The sequence below is a fragment of the Lacticaseibacillus suilingensis genome (assembly GCF_016861845.1).
GTDB lineage: Bacteria > Bacillota > Bacilli > Lactobacillales > Lactobacillaceae > Lacticaseibacillus > Lacticaseibacillus suilingensis.
In genome coordinates this window covers 237,050-252,952 of record NZ_BOLV01000001.1, presented here as the reverse complement: position 1 = coordinate 252,952, position 15,903 = coordinate 237,050, and the positions used below count along the sequence as shown (strand labels likewise).

Genomic DNA, 15,903 nt, shown 5'->3' with positions numbered 1-15,903 from the left:
GCGGCTTCCTTCGAAGACCGGCCGATGTGCTTTACCTCGCCGACATGCACTCACGCATCAGTATCCAGCCTTGGTATGCTGGTAAACCACTCCGGTTTGCGGCGCTTTCATCGTCTCGGTGTGTCCTAGCCATGCTCGTGGCGTAAAAAAGAAGACACCCGCAGGCATCTTCTCAGGCATGTGCTAAGTCAGGCTATGAGGCAGATTGCTCTGATTTAATCAGGTCTGATACTGACTCCCCTTTTTCTTGAGCGATTTGTGTCTTTTCAAAGGCCTTAAAGAATGGATAGTAGATGACGAGGGAAACGAAGAAGCAGACAAACACCATCAGGCAGGCAAACCAATTCCAGTTGGTAGTAATCAAAGCCCCCAGTGGTGCCGGAATGGAAAATGGCGGTTTCACCATCATGCGAGGCATAAAGCCTAAAATTGTAACCACATAAATGATGATGGTATTCACGATTGGCACGATGATAAATGGAATAGCCAATAATGGGTTCATGACGATTGGTGCCCCAAAAATCACTGGTTCGTTGATGTTAAAAATCCCTGGCAAAATGGAAAGCCGACCAAGCTGTTTCAGATACTTGGACTTCGAGAACAAGAACAGAACCACTAATGCGAGCGTTGCACCGGTCCCACCCATTTGGGCGTACCACTGGAAGAACTGTTCCGTGAAGATGTTAGGCAGCTTGAACGCACTCATCCCATTTTGGAACAATTCAGCGTTTTCGATAATCGCTTGATCCCAGAACGGACGAATAATTGGGCCCATCACCGCGTGGCCATGAATCCCCATGGTCCAGAACAAGCAGATAAAGAACTGAGTGACAATCCCGCCAAGCAGGTTATTTCCGGTCAGGAAACCCTTTAAAGGTGAAATCAAAATCGACAAGAGTTCGTTAATGTTGATGCCCAGGAAATGCCGTGGAATCCAGAAGATGAGGACTACCAGCAAGGTCGGCAGCAAGGCAGCGAACGACTCCCCAACAACCGGCGGTACGCCATCAGGCATCTTGATTTCAAGCTTGTGAACCTTACAGAATCGATAGATTTCCACTGCGATCAAGGCTGCCAGAATCGCGCCAAACAATCCTTGGGACCCTAATGGGGTCAATGGAATATAACGGTCGGCCGCCACGGCTTTGCCGGCAGTGGTCACGCCCTTGGCAATCTGGACCGGCATCACCATCAGCAAAGTGCCCAACATTGATAAGATCCCGCCAGTGGTTTTATCAAGCTTATAGGAATCGGACAGATACGAACCAATGGTGAAACTAGCATAAAGTGCCATCAAACCGACTGTGAAACGGAATGGCACATCTAGGATGGCCACGTACGGCGCGATGAAATCCGAGTAGCCGTTGATGGGTAAATTAAGCAAAATTGTAAAGAATGAGCCGACAATCGTCAGCGGTAAAATCGAGATTAACCCGTTACGAATGGCTTGCAGGTGGCGCTGATCCCCAATCTTGTTCGCAATTGGGAGTAAGCGGACCGACAGCGCGTCAAAATAATGTGACACAATGACTCCTCCTATTCTTCGACATCGTAGTCGATTGCATTGGCTGCCACAACCTGTTTAAACCACTGGCCCGACTTCTTAACCGTCTTCTCACCGGTGGCTAGATCCAGCCGGTAAAACCCATAACGGTTCTTGTATGCATTCATCCACGACCAGCAATCCACAAAGGTCCACATGTGATAACCCAGGCAGTGGCTGCCTTCTTGAATCGCTTTGTGTAAGTAATAAAGATGTTCCTTCAAAAACTCAATTCGATAGTCATCTTGAACCATGCCATCCTTAATGAACTGTTCTTCATCCTGAATGCCAATCCCGTTTTCCGAGACGAACCATGGCACTCCAGGGTAATCACGGTCCAATTTTTTGGCAATGTCATACAGCGCCTCAGGATAGATTTCGATACCGCGAGAGGTGTTCATCCGCCGTCCCGGCATGTCATAGGAATCAAAGAACCATTCTGGGGAAAAGACGCCTTCGCGGTTCGGCTCAGATTCACGGGCTTTCACGCGCCGCGGCCGGTAGTAATTAATCCCAAGCAAATCAATCTTCGTATCGGCAATCAGCGCCAATTCGTCAGCTGTGACCGCCCCAGGCATCTGGTCGTACTTTTGCAACACTGCGACCAACTCTTCAGGATAACGACCCTTCAAAATCGCGTCATTCAAGCTCCGCGTGTAAAACAAATCTGCCATTTCGCCGGCCTTCAGATCAGCCGGATTTTGACTGCGCGGATACACCGGAATGACATCCATGATGATACCGATGGTAGACGTTAATTGCGTCTGCCGGAAAGCGGCGACACCTTGGCAATGGGCCACGATGATATTATGCAAGACTTGGGCGGCCCGCTTGAAGTCGACAACAAAAGGATAATGTCTGTCATGCAGATAACCGGCTTCAGCAGGGATCATCGGTTCATTAAAGGTGAACCAATGATCCACCAAGTCTCCGAACTGTTCAAAACACACCGCCGCGTAATGAGCGTAGGCGGTGATAGTGGCTTTATTTTCCCACCCTCCTTCATTTTGCAAATACATCGGCAGATCAAAGTGGAAGAGGTTGACGAAGGGGCTGATGCCAGCTGCCTTCATCTGGCTGAAGACTGCTCGGTAAAACCGCACCGCTTCCGGATTGACCTGACCGCTGGCATCAGGGATTAAACGCGACCAGGAAATCGAAGTGCGCAGTGAATTCATCCCAATGGCAGCCATCCGCTCAACATCAGCCTCGTGGTCAACGTAAAACCGCGAAGTTTGCGCGGTGGTCACTCCATTAAAGAACCGATTGCGATAGTGCGTCGAAGCGTAATCCCAAATATTCTCCCCTTTGCCATCACCTGGCACCGTCCCTTCTGATTGAGTCGCGCTAGTTGCAGCACCCCACCAGAAGCCTTTTGGAAACTGTAATTTAGTCAAAACAGCCATGTCCTCCTTCAATTGACCTTGGAACACTATAACCTTATAATAATTTCATATGAGGTGAAAGCGTTTCACCGGGTTCCGTTACTTGTCACGGTGAGTCGTTTTTTGTCACCAAATGGACACATAGCGTTACATTGTGGAGGCAACAATGCTATTTTTGACCCATACACCCAAGCTCAACGATTTGGACTTGCAGATTTTCAACTATATTAATGAGAACATGGCCTTGGTCCCATACTTGCCCATTCGTACTCTGGCCAAGAAGACACATTCTAGCACGGCTTCGATTTTGCGCTTTTGCCATAAGTTCGAATGCGAAGGCTACGGTGAATTCAAGGTAAGGCTCAAGTTGTACCTGGCCAATACCTCGCATTACGCCCCCAAAGAATCGCATGTGCAAGAATACATCGCTTTTTTGAAATCAACCCAAAATGAGGCCTTCAAGGACCGGCTCACCTCAGCGGTTGAACTGCTCAAGGGCAAAGACCTGGTACTTTTTCTGGGAGCCGGCACCTCGGAGGCCATCGGCGGATATGGTGCCTTGTACTTCTCGAATTTATCCATCCCTGCGCTCAAAATCTCCGACCCCTCGAATTACCCCTCTTCAATGTTCTCAAGTATTTTCTTGAAACAAACGGTCTTCATCGTTACCTCGGTCAGCGGTGAAACCAAAGAAGTCATTGAATACATGGAACATCTTAAAGCGGCGCACGCCACCATTATCTCGATTTGCAGCGCTGACCGCTCCACCATTGCTCAGCTAGCCAATGTGAACATTCCGTATCAAATCACCCGCGAAACTGTGCAGAAAAACTTTCGCGATCCCGAAAAGGAAACCGAAATTACGACCCAACTCCCGGCCTTATACATTCTCGAAAAACTTGCGCAAAGCGTGCACAGCCTAACTGATATGCCGACCTGAAAAGCAAATGCGGCCTGCCGGAAACCTCCGACAGGCCGCATTTGTGCGTAATCAAATCAGGCGTTGATCGCCTAAACTGAAGTACTGATGGCTTGGCAACAGCTGCTGCCCAAGCAGCTCGCTTACCGTTTTGAACTGATAGCCTTGCTGCTTCAGGTCGCTAATCACCGTTGGCAACGCCGCCACGGTGGCAGGCTGAATGTCATGCATCAAAATGATGCTACCAGAGCGCGCCGCCGCTTTGATGCGGGCAATAATCATCTCTCGGTTGCGCGACTTCCAGTCTTGTGAGTCGATGTTCCACTGAATGGCTGGCAGCTCGATTTGCGCCGCATTGGCCTTGGAAATTGCCCCGTATGGCGGCCGCAAAAACGGCGGCAGACGGTCAAAGGCCGCGTAGTAGGTCGCAATGTTTTTGCCATAAGTTTCATCGAGCGCCGCTGCCGGCGACAGGCCAGGCAAATAAGGATGGTTATAAGTATGAGTGCCGACCTCGTTGCCCTCGTCGGCGACTTGCCGGGCCAACTGCGGATCATGGGCAATGCCAGTGCCGACCATGAAAAAGGTGGCCTTGGCTTGGTGCTGGCGCAAAATCTGCAAGACTTGCGGCGTAGTGCGCGGATCTGGCCCATCATCAAAGGTCAACGCGATCACCTTGCCAGCGGCAGGCTGGTTCTGACTGTCTTTGAGATATGGCTTGACTGCGGCCAACGGTAAGGTCACTTCCGGCTTACCGTCTGCATCTTGAATCATCAGGTCATGCTCATTGAGCACAAAATTCGTCGCTGTCAACTTGCTTAACAGCGGTCGGCTCAGCACGGCGGCCAGTGCCGATGATGACAGCTTTTTCCCGCTGACCAAGGCCTGCTTGGCGGCATAGTTGATGGCCCGGCGTGCTTCATCGGTGGTCACCAAAGCCGCCACTGTTGCCCGCTTGCCGGCAGCATCGAGGGTGTGCGGCGCCTCTTGAGTGACGGTGCGGTGCATTTTGGTGCCCTGGGTGTACAGCTGTTCCAAGCTGGTATCCATCGTGGTGAGGCCTAAAGGCGCGGCGGTCAAAGCTACCGTCGCCACGACTGCCTTATCACTGGCGCGCTTCGGCATCGCTGCCAGCTTGCTTTTGACGGTTGCGCGCAGTGATGCTGGCACCTGATGGCCTTTAGGCAACACAAAAATGGCTTGGCCGCCGGCAATTTTCTCCTTGATTTTGGTACCATGCGCATGGGCCAGCACCTGCGTGAGGTGGGCCTTGGTTTCAGCCTGCGCTTGTTTGACCGGCGCTTCTTTGGTTTGATACCGCCAGCCAACAATGGCGGCGATGACCAGCAGGGCCAGCAAAGCGCCCCAAAGCCATCCTCGCGCCTGCCGATGTTGATAACGTTGCTGTCTCATCCCCGAACTCCTCACTTTCGCATTCTGTCTTCAGTATACGGGGTATTTACGGCTAAGTCATAATAGTTCTATTAGAGTTTTTTGAAAGAATCTCATAAACCACCCGCCCGCTTTTTCCGCGCTTGGTGAAAATAAAAAACGCCAAGCGATGACTCGCCTGACGTCCGTGCATTACGCCCGCTTGACGTAAGTGCCCATTTGGGTGTTGATCACCAATTTTTCGCCGGCCTGAATGAAGTCAGGCACGTTGACGACGACGCCAGTTTCCATGGTGGCTGGCTTGCCGCCATTAGTCACCGAACCGCCTTTGATTGAAGGCTGGGTTTCAGTCACGGTCAGCTCGACCGTGGTCGGCAACGTCACACCAATCACTTCGTTACCGTAAAATTCGATGCTGACTTCCATGTTCTCCAGCAAATATTTCATTTCACTTTCGATGCTGGCCACTGGCAATTCGTATTGCTCATAGGTGGCCATGTCCATGAAGTAAGCCATGTCATCTTGGGTGTACAGGTATTGGGCTGGTTTGTCTTCCATCACCGCCAGCTCGATTTTTTCACTTGGCCGGTAAGTGGTTTGAACCGTGGACCCGCTGCGAATATCGTAAAGTTTCAACTGCATCAAGGTGTTGCCCTTGCCTGGCTTATGGTGATTGCTTTCGATCACTTTGATCAGCTTGCCGTCCTTAACAAAAGTCATGCCTGCGCGTAAATCAACTGCTTGTACCATGAATTAATCTCCTTTATTTGCGAATGCGACGCCATCAAATGCGCTGCCACGGGGGCGGTAATGCCCGCCGCACTAAAAATAAATTAATCATAGAAACTCCTTATCGATCAGATGAATTGATCGTCTCGTTCCCTAGTATAGCATAGGTTTTACCCGCGAAAATCAGGAATGTTCTTCGCATTTATTTGGCTGATATGGTTTAATAAAGGCAATAATAGGGCAAGGAGTTGGGCAACATGGCATTAAAATCACAAGCAGATGAACAAGAAGCAGCCGATAATCGTTATTACCGGGCCACCGGCTTCACCGCGCTCAAGGCGTTTTTCGGGAATTACGCGCATTTTCGCGGGCGTTCATCGCGCAGTGAATATTGGTGGATTCAACTATTCGGGGTGTTAGCCGGCGTCATTGCGTTCTTCGCCATTTTCGCGGCCTTGCTGGGGACGATGGCCACAGCGGCCTCTTACACTCAAAAAGACATGCTGGCCGCCCTCGGTCACGCCGGTCCGGCCTTTATCCTTGGTGGACTCCTGCTGATCGTGATTTTACTCATCCTCCTGCTGCCGGCCTTGGCGTTGGTCATTCGCCGCTATCGAGATGCCGGCCTGCCTTGGTGGGTATACCTCATTCAAGTGCTAGTGTTCTGGGTGCTGCTGATTATTTACCCAGCGCAAACTAAAATCGGTGGGTATGTCGAATGGGGCTTCAATATCTCGGTGATGCTGCTGTGCCTGCTACCTTCCAAACCACTGCCGCATAATTCGGACCATGGTTTAGACGACCGCATTCAACCTGATGCGATGTTCGAATCCAAACATGACGATAACGATAAGCCTTATACAGAAGGCTAGTGATTAGAAAGAGGGTCCTCGCAAATGCGAGGACCCTCTTTGCTTTGTCGCTCAATTGAAGCTTCATGCCATGTCATCGGCCAGGCCGAATCAAAAACCCAACTGCCTTCGCAGTTGGGCGTGAGCTTACTTGCTCAGCTTGGTCTTGTCTTGCACTTCCAACTTGTCGTTGAAGGTGTAAACCACTGGTTCGCCAGTAGCCATTTCCAAGTTGATGATATCTTCATCGGAAATGTTTTCGATGTACTTGGTCAAAGCGCGCAGGGAGTTACCATGGGCAGCCACGATAACGTTCTTGCCAGCCAGCAGATCTGGCGCAATGTGATCTTCCCAGAAAGGAATAACCCGTTCCAAGGTGACCTTCAAGTTTTCACCACCTGGAACAATGCGAGGGTCGAGGTTAGCGTAACGACGATCCTGAGCAGCTGAGCCTTCGTCGTCAGCACTCAACAGTGGTGGCAACACGTCGTAGGAACGACGCCAAATGTGAACCTGTTCGTCGCCCCACTTTTTGGCTGCTTCAGCCTTGTTTTGGCCCTGCAAAGCGCCATAGTGACGTTCGTTCAAGCGCCAAGTCTTGGTTTCTGGAATCCAGAGTTGGTCGGATTCTTCCAATGCGTAGTGCAAAGTCTTGATCGCACGGGTCAAAACAGAGGTGTAAGCCTGGTCGAATTCAAGCCCAGCAGCCTTGATGCGGCGGCCCGCTTCCTTCGCTTCTTCAGTCCCCTTTTCGGAAAGGTCAACATCGACCCAACCGGTGAACTGGTTAGACAGGTTCCATTCACTTTGACCGTGACGGATAAGCACTAATTTTGCCATCTAGAGATTACCTCGCTTTTTATTTTTGCCAGCAAGCTGACTTTACAACGGTAAATTATAGCATAGTTTTCAGAAACTTTCGCGCATGAAATCACGCTGCAAAGGGCGGCCGCTGTTAGCGGGATGGATTGCCTAGCGCAGCGCATTGAAGCCGCATTTTGACTTCGAGGTGCTGCGCGTAGCAAGCCACGCCCGCGTTGTCCGACCGGAGCGCACCTATCACGCTGCAGAACGGGCGTACTTAGCCAATCGGGTTTGCATTTCTTCGCCGCCATCGGGTAACTTCTGGTATAGTTTGAAGCAGGAGGAATGCTCATGCGTAAATTTTGGCTCGCGGTAGTCGGCTTTTGGCTCCTTAGCATTGTGTATTTTATCGTGTACGTCAACGATCCGGCGCTGCGGTTGGCAGTTGATCAAAGCAGCACGCTTTCGATTATTCATGGCGTCATGGATATTCTGCTCATTGGCGGCGGTTTTGCCTTGATTGCGGGACTGTTGCATAAAATCTTTCACCGCCAGTAAAAATGGACGCCCTGCCTAAAAGCAGAAGCGTCCATTTTGTTTTGCTCATTCGGCCTTAGTCTTTAGACTTGGATTGCGGCAGTTTTGGCAACGTCGGTTTTTCCTGTGACAGTTTCTTAACCCCGAGAATATCCAAGATAAAGGTGAAAATGGGAATGCCGACAATCAGCCCCCACGTGCCAAATAAACGATCACCCACCATCAGCACCACGAAGGTGAAAAACACGGGCAGTTTGGTGCGGCTACTCATAAACTTAGGATTAAGCACATAGGTTTCAAGCAGGTGAATGACCACAATCATCACGACAATGGATAAGACGCCTTGCAGGCCGTTGACGGTGTAAGCAATAATCGACAGCGGCACCACCGAAATCATCGCCCCGGCGACAGGCACCAGTGACAGCAAGAACACCATAATCGCCAGACTAGGAATATTCGGCATTTTCAGGAAAATCAGCGTGATGGTCGTGATCAGGGTGTTGACCAAAGCGATGAACAACTGCGCTTCAATCACTACCCCGAAAGAATTGATGAATTTATCGGCAAAATACATCACATCACTGAAATACCAGCCGAAGGTCGAATGGGTGAACTTGGTGCCAAACCGCTGCAATTCATCGATTTCCATGGAGAAAAAGAAACTCAGGATGAGCGACAACACCAAGGTGACGCCCATCGCGCCAATACTGCCAGCGTACGCCAGCAGCGTGGCGAGCCAGTTTTTGAGCTGTTCATTCAGATTCATCTGATTGAGGGCGTTCAGCAACCACTGCATGGCCTGATTATCGGCGAAGGCCTTGCTGTTGTAAAAATCCGTCACCGAATTGACCAAGGTCACGGTTTGCTCCACCACGGCCGGTACATAGTGGATCACCGCATAACCCATCGCCGCGAGAATGAGAATGTAAAGCGGCGCGACGACCAAAACCGCTGGTACGTGAATATGTTTGCGTAGCGCCTTGATCAAACGTGTGACCAGAAAGGCAAAGATGAAAGTCAAAAGCACGGTGCTCATGACGCTGCGCGCCAGCCATAAAATCAGCACCAGGCTCAGCAGCACCGTGCCACGGCGCACTTTTTCATTCGCTAAAAATTGTTGATATCGGGTCATGTTCTCCTCCTCGATGCGCGCTTATTATACCGCAGCCTTAGCCAAAGAAAAAAGCCGGACGCCGCCGGCTGAATTCTCAATTTGCCTTAAACACTTTAAGCTTGGCCTTGGTGGCTTTGTGCACGCTGACCAGTTCGCCGCGCACCATAATCCGGTCCGCCCGGGTTTTGGTCATCACTTCACAGGTAATGAGGGTGATGAGCTTTTGGCCTTTGACCGGATCGACCCACTGTACCTCATACTGGTCAATGTTGCGCTTATCCGTGACCTTGTAACGATAAACTTTCGTCATATCGGTCAAATAGACACTGTCGCCTTTTTTGACGTACCCCAGTGGGGAAAAGAGCACCCCTTTGCTCGAGGTATCGTGCCCAGCCAAGGCGTAATTGCCTTCGCCCATTTTCTGATCTGCCGTCATGGTCGCAGCGCCCACTGACAAATTATTGTTGGAGAGGCCCTTCATAATGGGCAAATACAACGACACCTTCGGAATTGCAATCATCCCAATGGCATCTTTGGTATTCATCGCGGCATTGCCCACGGCGCCGAGATCAAGGTCATCGACGGCGCCAAAATCGTAGTTGGCCTTCTTATTGTTGTTTTTGGCCACTGACTTTTTGTTGACGCCGTTGAGCGTAGTGCGGCTCATGTAATCGACAATAAACAACTTGATTTGTTCATTGAAGACCATCGCCAACCCCAAAAGCAGCCCCAGCGTGAGGAGCACTCGCCAGGCCCCTCGCCAGGCCCATTTTTTTGCGCGTGATGGTTGTTTTTTTGCCAAATCCAACACCCTTTCCGTACCTACTCGTTAGTTCAATTATACCGTGCTAATGAATTGAGTACAACCGAATGGCCGCGCGACCGTTGTGAGACGTTAGCGCCCGGGTAGACCAGCCTCCGCAGAAATGGGCTGGAACGTGGTGGCCAGCGCTTCGAGCCTCGCTGCGCGAGTCTTGAAGTCGCGGCTTGTTCTAAGCCAGCCAAGACCGCTGGCTAAGAACAAACTCACCACTGAGTCCATTTCTGCTCCGGTTGGTCGGGCCTATAGTATCTGGTCACTGAAGTATCAAGGCACCCCCTGTTCCAGTCTGATCAATTCTAGCCTCGTGTAACCTTATGGGATTAATGCTGAATGAAAAGATTGACCAAACAATCCGCCGACCATTGCGTAGCGTACCCTTGCATCTCAGTTTAGTATGATTATAATTGAACCGTTGTTAGGGGAACCTAACTCCCTGACTGAAAGGAAGTCACTCATGGCTAAATCGGTTCAATCTGCTCCACAACATTCGCAAGCAGCCTTTATTGCGACCTTACTCACAGGCACTTTTGCCATGTCGATCTCCCAATCTTCGTTAAGTACCGCTTATCCAGCGTTTATGCGCAGTTTTAACTTAAGCGCCAGCACCGTGGCTTGGCTCACCACTGGCTTCATGCTGATGATGAGCTTGATGATTCCCGTGTCGCCTTGGCTCTTGAACAATGTGCCGTTCAAACGGCTCTTTCAGGCGGTCATTGTCATCTTCGCACTGGGGACGGCGTTGTGTATTTGGGCGCCTAGCTTTACCTTGCTCATGGTGGGCCGGCTCTTGGAGGCCATCGCCGTTGGCATCATTTTTCCCAGTTATCAAACCGTCCTACTGTCGATCACGCCGCGCGCCAGTCGCGGGCGTACAATGGGGATTGCCGGCCTGGTGATGGGCTCGGCGCTGGCAGTCGGACCCATCATTTCCGGGGTGCTGTTGACCTGGTTTCCGTGGCGGGCGCTCTTTACCTTATTTTTGATTGTCTCACTGGTGGTACTGGCCGCCGCCAGTTTCACTATTCATAATGTCATGCCGCAACGGTTAACCCCACTGGATTGGCTTTCAGTCGGGCTAGCCGCTAGTTTCCCGGCTTTGCTCTATGTGCTCACTGAGGCGACGCACAGCGGCATGAGCGCGCTACTTTGGGTGATTTTGGTACTAGCAGTGGCCGCGGCAGTTTGGTTCATACACCGGCAGCTGCACGCCGCCAAACCGCTGCTGCAGCTGCGCGTGTTTGCCACGCTGTTGTTCACGAAAGCCGTGTTAATGACCGGCATTTCTTACATTGCCTTGATTGTCACGACCATTGTGATGCCCCTTTACTTCCAACAAGTGCTGAGGGTCTCGCCTTTGATTTCTGGGCTGGCCTTGGTCCCGGCGGCGCTACTCCTCAGCCTGCTTAATCCGCGGGCGGGGCGGTTGCTGGATCAAATTGGCCCGCGGCGGACGATTGTCATTGGCATGAGCCTCATTATCGTTGGTTTTTTGCTACTGGGTCTACTCGTGGGGCATATGCCACTGCCTGTTGCAATCTTCGGCGCCATGTTAACCGAAGCTGGCAACGCCTTCGTCATGATGCCAGCCACCACGGCGGGGGCCAATGCCCTACCGAATGCTTTGATTTCAGACGGCACCGCCGCAGTGACCACCGTGCGTCAGTTGCTCGGCTCCAGTGGGGTGGCGATTGCAACCTTAATCCTCACCCAGGTTCAGCTGGCGACTGGGAGCGTGCTCACGGCCTTCACTGCCACTTTCCTCACCTTTGCCGGCGTAGGCGTGGTTGGCCTGCTGCTCGGGCTGACTCTGCCTGATCATCGATAAGCGAAAGGCCCGCACATTGCGGGCCTTTTGCTTGGCATCAGCTGAGAACTTCGTGAAACGGCAGGTTTTCATCAAAATGAATCCGCGCCCCGAGTTTGATTTGACCAGGCCCAGTGACACAGCGATAAGCTAGCACTTTGACCCCGGCCGCTTTGGCTGCGGTGACGGCAGGGGCTAGCTCTGGAAACCTTTCCTGATAAATCGTCATGCGGTTAATTTCGGGCATTTGCACGACGAACACCAAGTACGCGCGGTAACCGGCTTGGGCCGCATGGGTCAGCGTATGGACATGTTTCAAGCCGCGGGCAGTCGGCGCATCGGGAAAAGCGGCCAGGGGGCCATTGGCCAAAGTGACCCCTTTGACTTCGACAAACCAAGGTTGGCCATTTTGGGCCTGGCCGGCAAAATCCAGGCGGGAATCAAGGTATTGGGTTTCAGGATGCACGGCGTAAGGCAGCGGACACCCAGGCAGCTTTAACTGACCGGCCATTAAGGCCCGTCGCACCACCCGGTTAGGCGCCAAGCTATCAATATTAATCCAGCGGCCGTCGCGGCGCACCGCCAAGATATCATACGGGGTTTTCCGTTCTGGTTTGGCGGCGCGGCGAATGCTGATTGGGGTCCCGACTCGCAGCAGCTCCTTATTGCGCCCAGTATTGCTGAGATGGGCGTTCACCACTTGCTGGCCCAATTGCACCGTCACGGTGAAGCGACTGATGCGCGCAATCACATGCCCGATTTGAATCAAATTTGCCATCATTTCTCCTCACGCAAAAACGAGGCAGCAAGCGCCGCCTCGTTTTTGCCTCCAGCATCTTTACCGGACAATAATCACTGACGCGTCGGCTTCCCGCGCAATTTCACCAGCGACATGGCCCAAGCGTGAACGCCCGCGCCGTTCATGCGAACCTAGAATAATCAAATCTGGCTTGAACGCCGGTACAATTTCATCCAAAATCACGCCGGCGGGCTTGCCTTCCCCAATCAACGGTTGCACGTTTTGCGCGCCAAAGGCCTTAGCCTTCTCCACGTAAGTGTTGAGGTGAGCGGCCATTTGCCCGCGCCGTTCGCTCAGTAAATCAGGTGACAGCGATTGATAGATATTTAAGTCCCCGGTTTCCAGCACCGAAACGATGCCAAGCGGGATGTTGTAGATCTTGGCTAAGGTTGACGCGTAGTTGAACGCTTTGCGTGATGATTCATCATCATCGTCATCAACCGCGAGCAACAAGCGGTTGTAATGCATCGATTCTACTTCAAAATCGTCTTCTGTTGCCATTGGAACGCCTCCTGTTTTTAGGCTTACCTAACAATGCTTATTATACACGCTTTGCTGCCCAAAACCAGGGCGGGCGAAATCATTAATGCTATTATACCATGAAGTGTGATGACGCCGCGCTGGAACCACTCGTAGCCACACAAATAGGCTTCAAATCGGATCTTGCACTAATCACGATTCGAAGCCCTTAGGAGTTGAGGCTGTTCTCGGTGTCTTGGTTTCGTTCATCTTGCTTAACTCTGATACTGCGACACCTCTATATCTATATTCACTTGTACGATCTGACGGCGAGTGGAACTTTGGTGCGGCCAGATAACTTGGCGTTGTTTGTTGTTATTCAATCAACCGATATGCACCCTAATCACGCTGTCATGCCGCTTGGATTACTGAGTCTTGTTATTAGACTCACACCTCCATTGTGCTGCTGATTTTGTTGGTAAGGTTCGGGTAATTCTTAAAACACTGGGTGGCACAGTACATACTGTACCTGGACTCTTCGCTGCTCGGTGTTGGACAACCTCTCAGTTAATGAGCCGGTCTCTTGTGGATGGATCTTCCGAGAACCTCCCTTAACTCCACCTATAATATAGCACGCGTTGCTGTTTTGTGCAAGCGCTTACGCGTTATTTATTTAATTGAGTTGTTCAACTGAATGACTAATATTCAAACTGCCGCAGCGGGCTCGCGGCCCCGTAGCCAAAGAGTTTCAGGCGCCGGCTTTGCGGTTCCACTGCCACAACATACCCGCTGTACTCACTCGGCGTGTTGATCAGCCGATTCCATTTGCGGTTATAATTCGTCGTCAACCCGTGCAGGCGGCCCATCAAGGCACTGCAGTTCAGCAGGCTGTAATGAATACCATTAATACGAAAATCCTCTTCCGTATGCCAATGCCCGGCCACCGCGGCAATAATCGTGCCGTTCGTCTGCGCAAAGTCAAAGGTCGCCTGGCCGCCGAAATCGCCATGCTCCCCAAACTGCACCTGTCCGGCCAACTTCGCATTAAAGGCGCGCAGCACTTCATGCACCTGCTTGCCGTTATAGCGCAGGCCTGGTTTGCCGCTGCGTGTCATCACTGGGGCATGACTCATAATCAAGACATCGCGACTGCCAGCGGTTTGCAAGGCATCGATCAGCTCTTGAATCTGGCCAGCGGTCATGGCCAGCGTTTTTTTCAAATCGTAGTTCTTGCGGCCACTCACCCAGCGGACGGGCACATCAGAGGTATTCATGACGATGACGCGGACATTGGCCCAGTCAAAGTACGACAGGCCGTGGCGGCTAATGGTCGGACCGCCCACTTGCAAGCCCATCGGCCGCAGTACCGTTTCGTTAAAGACCCAGGGGTGGAAGCTCCCGGCAAAGCGCCGATTGCGTTCGGCGTATTTGTCATTGTCGTCGTGGTTCCCTTTGGCAATCACATAAGGCAGGCTGTCGGCCTCATAGTCCGCGACGATATTGCGTAGCCGCCACAAGGTCAAAAACGACGGCTCCGAGCCATCTACCAAATCGCCGAGGTGAATGCGCCAGTCAATCGGCAGCTCTCCCGCCAGCCAGTGCTGCTCTTGCACATGCCAGTAGCCATTCGGGCCGTAAAAGGTGCGCGAAAAAGCGGTGCGATCATGGGTATCGGTGATGACCGCCATGTTCAGCCCGGACTTGCTCAGCTGCGGCCGCACCCAGTCGGCAAAGGCCGTGAGATCTTTTTTGGCAAAATGGCGAATCGAGATATTTTGGTGACGCAACATGGCAATTCCTCCTCAGGGGCTAGCTGCCCGCTTAAATATGGGTCCACACGCCTAGACCGACCGCTACGACCAGCGCCAAGGTGGTCAGCAGCAAGTTCTTCACGGCTAATTTGAACGTTTTTTGTTTGTCGGGATTGGCTTCAAACCCGCGCACATTTTTGATGACCACTGGCGCCGTCAAAATGGCCAGCAGCGCCAATTTTGGCAACGCCTGCGCCGCCACTGCCAAGAGCAGTGAGATATAGCCAGCGGTATACAACGCCTTAAACAGCAACAAGCTCTTTTGCCGGCCCAGGTAGTAAACAATGGTGCGCCGGCCCAGCGCCTTGTCCTCGGCCTCATCGGCGATGTTATTCGCCAACAGGAGCGCGGCAATCGCGGCTTGCGCCAGCCCAGAAGCCAGAAACACCGGCCAAGCAAACGCTGATAGCGAGGCTTGACTAAAGGCATTCACATACACGGCAATCAAGGTGATCACAAACCCCATGGTAAAGCCGCTGAAAAACTCCCCGAACGGCGTGGTTGAAATCGGCCGCGGCCCGCCGGCATAGCCATAGCCCACGGCAAAGCTAAACAACCCCAGCCACAAAAGCGGCCAACCCGTGCGACTCACCATCCAGAGCCCTAAAATGGCGCTGACCGTCATCATGGCGGCAATCAGCCAGCCAATGGCGCGGGGATTGAGGTGCTCTCTGCCAATGATATTCGTTTTTTCCCGAAAGGCCAAGGCTTGGGTTTTCGTGGCGCGCCGGTAGTCCTGATAATTGTCATTGGCATCCACCGCCATGTTGAACAGCAGCATCGCAATGAAAAAAATGATCAGCTCGGGCAGATGAAGCACATGATAATGATACCAAGCATACAAGGTCCCAAGCAAAAACGGAAACACCGAGGCGGTCTTAGCCTTCAATTCCACAAGTTCAAACAATACCGCTGGTCGCATGAAACGCTCCT

Annotated in this window: 15 protein-coding genes; 4 read left to right on the top strand and 11 right to left on the bottom strand. The window is 52.0% G+C overall.

Annotated elements, in window-relative coordinates:
* Nucleotides 1-193: 193 nt before the first annotated feature.
* Together JUF11_RS01235 and JUF11_RS01230 are read right to left on the bottom strand one after the other, a co-directional pair.
* Nucleotides 194-1,525, bottom strand: coding sequence for a PTS sugar transporter subunit IIC (locus JUF11_RS01235; RefSeq protein WP_204117965.1), 1,332 nt, complete (start codon nt 1,523-1,525; stop codon nt 194-196).
* 11 nt (nt 1,526-1,536) lie between these two features.
* Nucleotides 1,537-2,940: a glycoside hydrolase family 1 protein gene (locus JUF11_RS01230; RefSeq protein WP_373305843.1), complete on the bottom strand. Its 1,404-nt coding sequence runs from the start codon at nt 2,938-2,940 to the stop codon at nt 1,537-1,539.
* Nucleotides 2,941-3,094: 154 nt separating this feature from the next.
* Here JUF11_RS01230 and JUF11_RS01225 point away from each other — a divergent pair, with 154 nt between their 5' ends.
* Complete coding sequence (locus JUF11_RS01225) at nt 3,095-3,868, top strand: MurR/RpiR family transcriptional regulator (protein WP_204117963.1); 774 nt, start codon at nt 3,095-3,097, stop codon at nt 3,866-3,868.
* 51 nt (nt 3,869-3,919) lie between these two features.
* Here the strand turns inward: JUF11_RS01225 and JUF11_RS13160 are convergent, their stop codons facing one another.
* Nucleotides 3,920-5,260, bottom strand: coding sequence for a polysaccharide deacetylase family protein (locus tag JUF11_RS13160; protein ID WP_236000356.1), 1,341 nt, complete (start codon nt 5,258-5,260; stop codon nt 3,920-3,922).
* A 171-nt stretch (nt 5,261-5,431) separates the two neighbouring features.
* Nucleotides 5,432-5,989 (bottom strand): elongation factor P, encoded by a 558-nt coding sequence (gene efp / locus JUF11_RS01215; RefSeq protein ID WP_204117962.1) that lies wholly within the window; start codon nt 5,987-5,989, stop codon nt 5,432-5,434.
* A 236-nt stretch (nt 5,990-6,225) separates the two neighbouring features.
* Between efp and JUF11_RS01210 the strand changes: the two genes are divergently transcribed.
* Entirely contained in the window at nt 6,226-6,840 is a 615-nt protein-coding gene (locus tag JUF11_RS01210) for a DUF805 domain-containing protein (protein WP_204117961.1), read from the top strand.
* A 126-nt stretch (nt 6,841-6,966) separates the two neighbouring features.
* Here the strand turns inward: JUF11_RS01210 and JUF11_RS01205 are convergent, their stop codons facing one another.
* Nucleotides 6,967-7,659 carry a 2,3-diphosphoglycerate-dependent phosphoglycerate mutase gene (locus JUF11_RS01205; RefSeq protein ID WP_125580116.1) on the bottom strand — a complete coding sequence of 231 codons (693 nt, stop codon included), beginning with the start codon at nt 7,657-7,659 and terminating at the stop codon, nt 6,967-6,969.
* 315 nt (nt 7,660-7,974) lie between these two features.
* On the opposite strand from JUF11_RS01205, the gene JUF11_RS01200 reads away from it, so the two are divergent.
* Nucleotides 7,975-8,181, top strand: a complete 207-nt coding sequence (locus tag JUF11_RS01200; RefSeq protein ID WP_204117960.1) for a hypothetical protein — start codon at nt 7,975-7,977, stop codon at nt 8,179-8,181.
* A gap of 55 nt (nt 8,182-8,236) precedes the next feature.
* Here the strand turns inward: JUF11_RS01200 and JUF11_RS01195 are convergent, their stop codons facing one another.
* Nucleotides 8,237-9,292 (bottom strand): AI-2E family transporter, encoded by a 1,056-nt coding sequence (locus tag JUF11_RS01195; RefSeq protein WP_204117959.1) that lies wholly within the window; start codon nt 9,290-9,292, stop codon nt 8,237-8,239.
* 76 nt (nt 9,293-9,368) lie between these two features.
* Nucleotides 9,369-10,076, bottom strand: coding sequence for a class A sortase (locus JUF11_RS01190; RefSeq protein ID WP_236000354.1), 708 nt, complete (start codon nt 10,074-10,076; stop codon nt 9,369-9,371).
* Nucleotides 10,077-10,551: 475 nt separating this feature from the next.
* On the opposite strand from JUF11_RS01190, the gene JUF11_RS01185 reads away from it, so the two are divergent.
* A complete protein-coding gene (locus JUF11_RS01185; protein WP_204117958.1) occupies nt 10,552-11,922 on the top strand; it encodes an MFS transporter in 1,371 nt (456 codons plus the stop codon).
* Nucleotides 11,923-11,959: 37 nt separating this feature from the next.
* On the opposite strand, the gene sfsA is transcribed toward JUF11_RS01185, so the two are convergent.
* From sfsA to JUF11_RS01165, 4 genes are all read right to left on the bottom strand, one after another.
* On the bottom strand, nt 11,960-12,682 hold the full coding sequence (gene sfsA, locus JUF11_RS01180; protein ID WP_204117957.1) for a DNA/RNA nuclease SfsA: 723 nt from the start codon (nt 12,680-12,682) through the stop codon (nt 11,960-11,962).
* A 57-nt stretch (nt 12,683-12,739) separates the two neighbouring features.
* Nucleotides 12,740-13,201 (bottom strand): universal stress protein, encoded by a 462-nt coding sequence (locus tag JUF11_RS01175; protein WP_125580127.1) that lies wholly within the window; start codon nt 13,199-13,201, stop codon nt 12,740-12,742.
* A gap of 656 nt (nt 13,202-13,857) precedes the next feature.
* On the bottom strand, nt 13,858-14,949 hold the full coding sequence (locus JUF11_RS01170; protein ID WP_204117956.1) for a metallophosphoesterase family protein: 1,092 nt from the start codon (nt 14,947-14,949) through the stop codon (nt 13,858-13,860).
* A gap of 31 nt (nt 14,950-14,980) precedes the next feature.
* Nucleotides 14,981-15,892 (bottom strand): 1,4-dihydroxy-2-naphthoate polyprenyltransferase, encoded by a 912-nt coding sequence (locus JUF11_RS01165; protein WP_204117955.1) that lies wholly within the window; start codon nt 15,890-15,892, stop codon nt 14,981-14,983.
* Nucleotides 15,893-15,903: the final 11 nt, after the last annotated feature.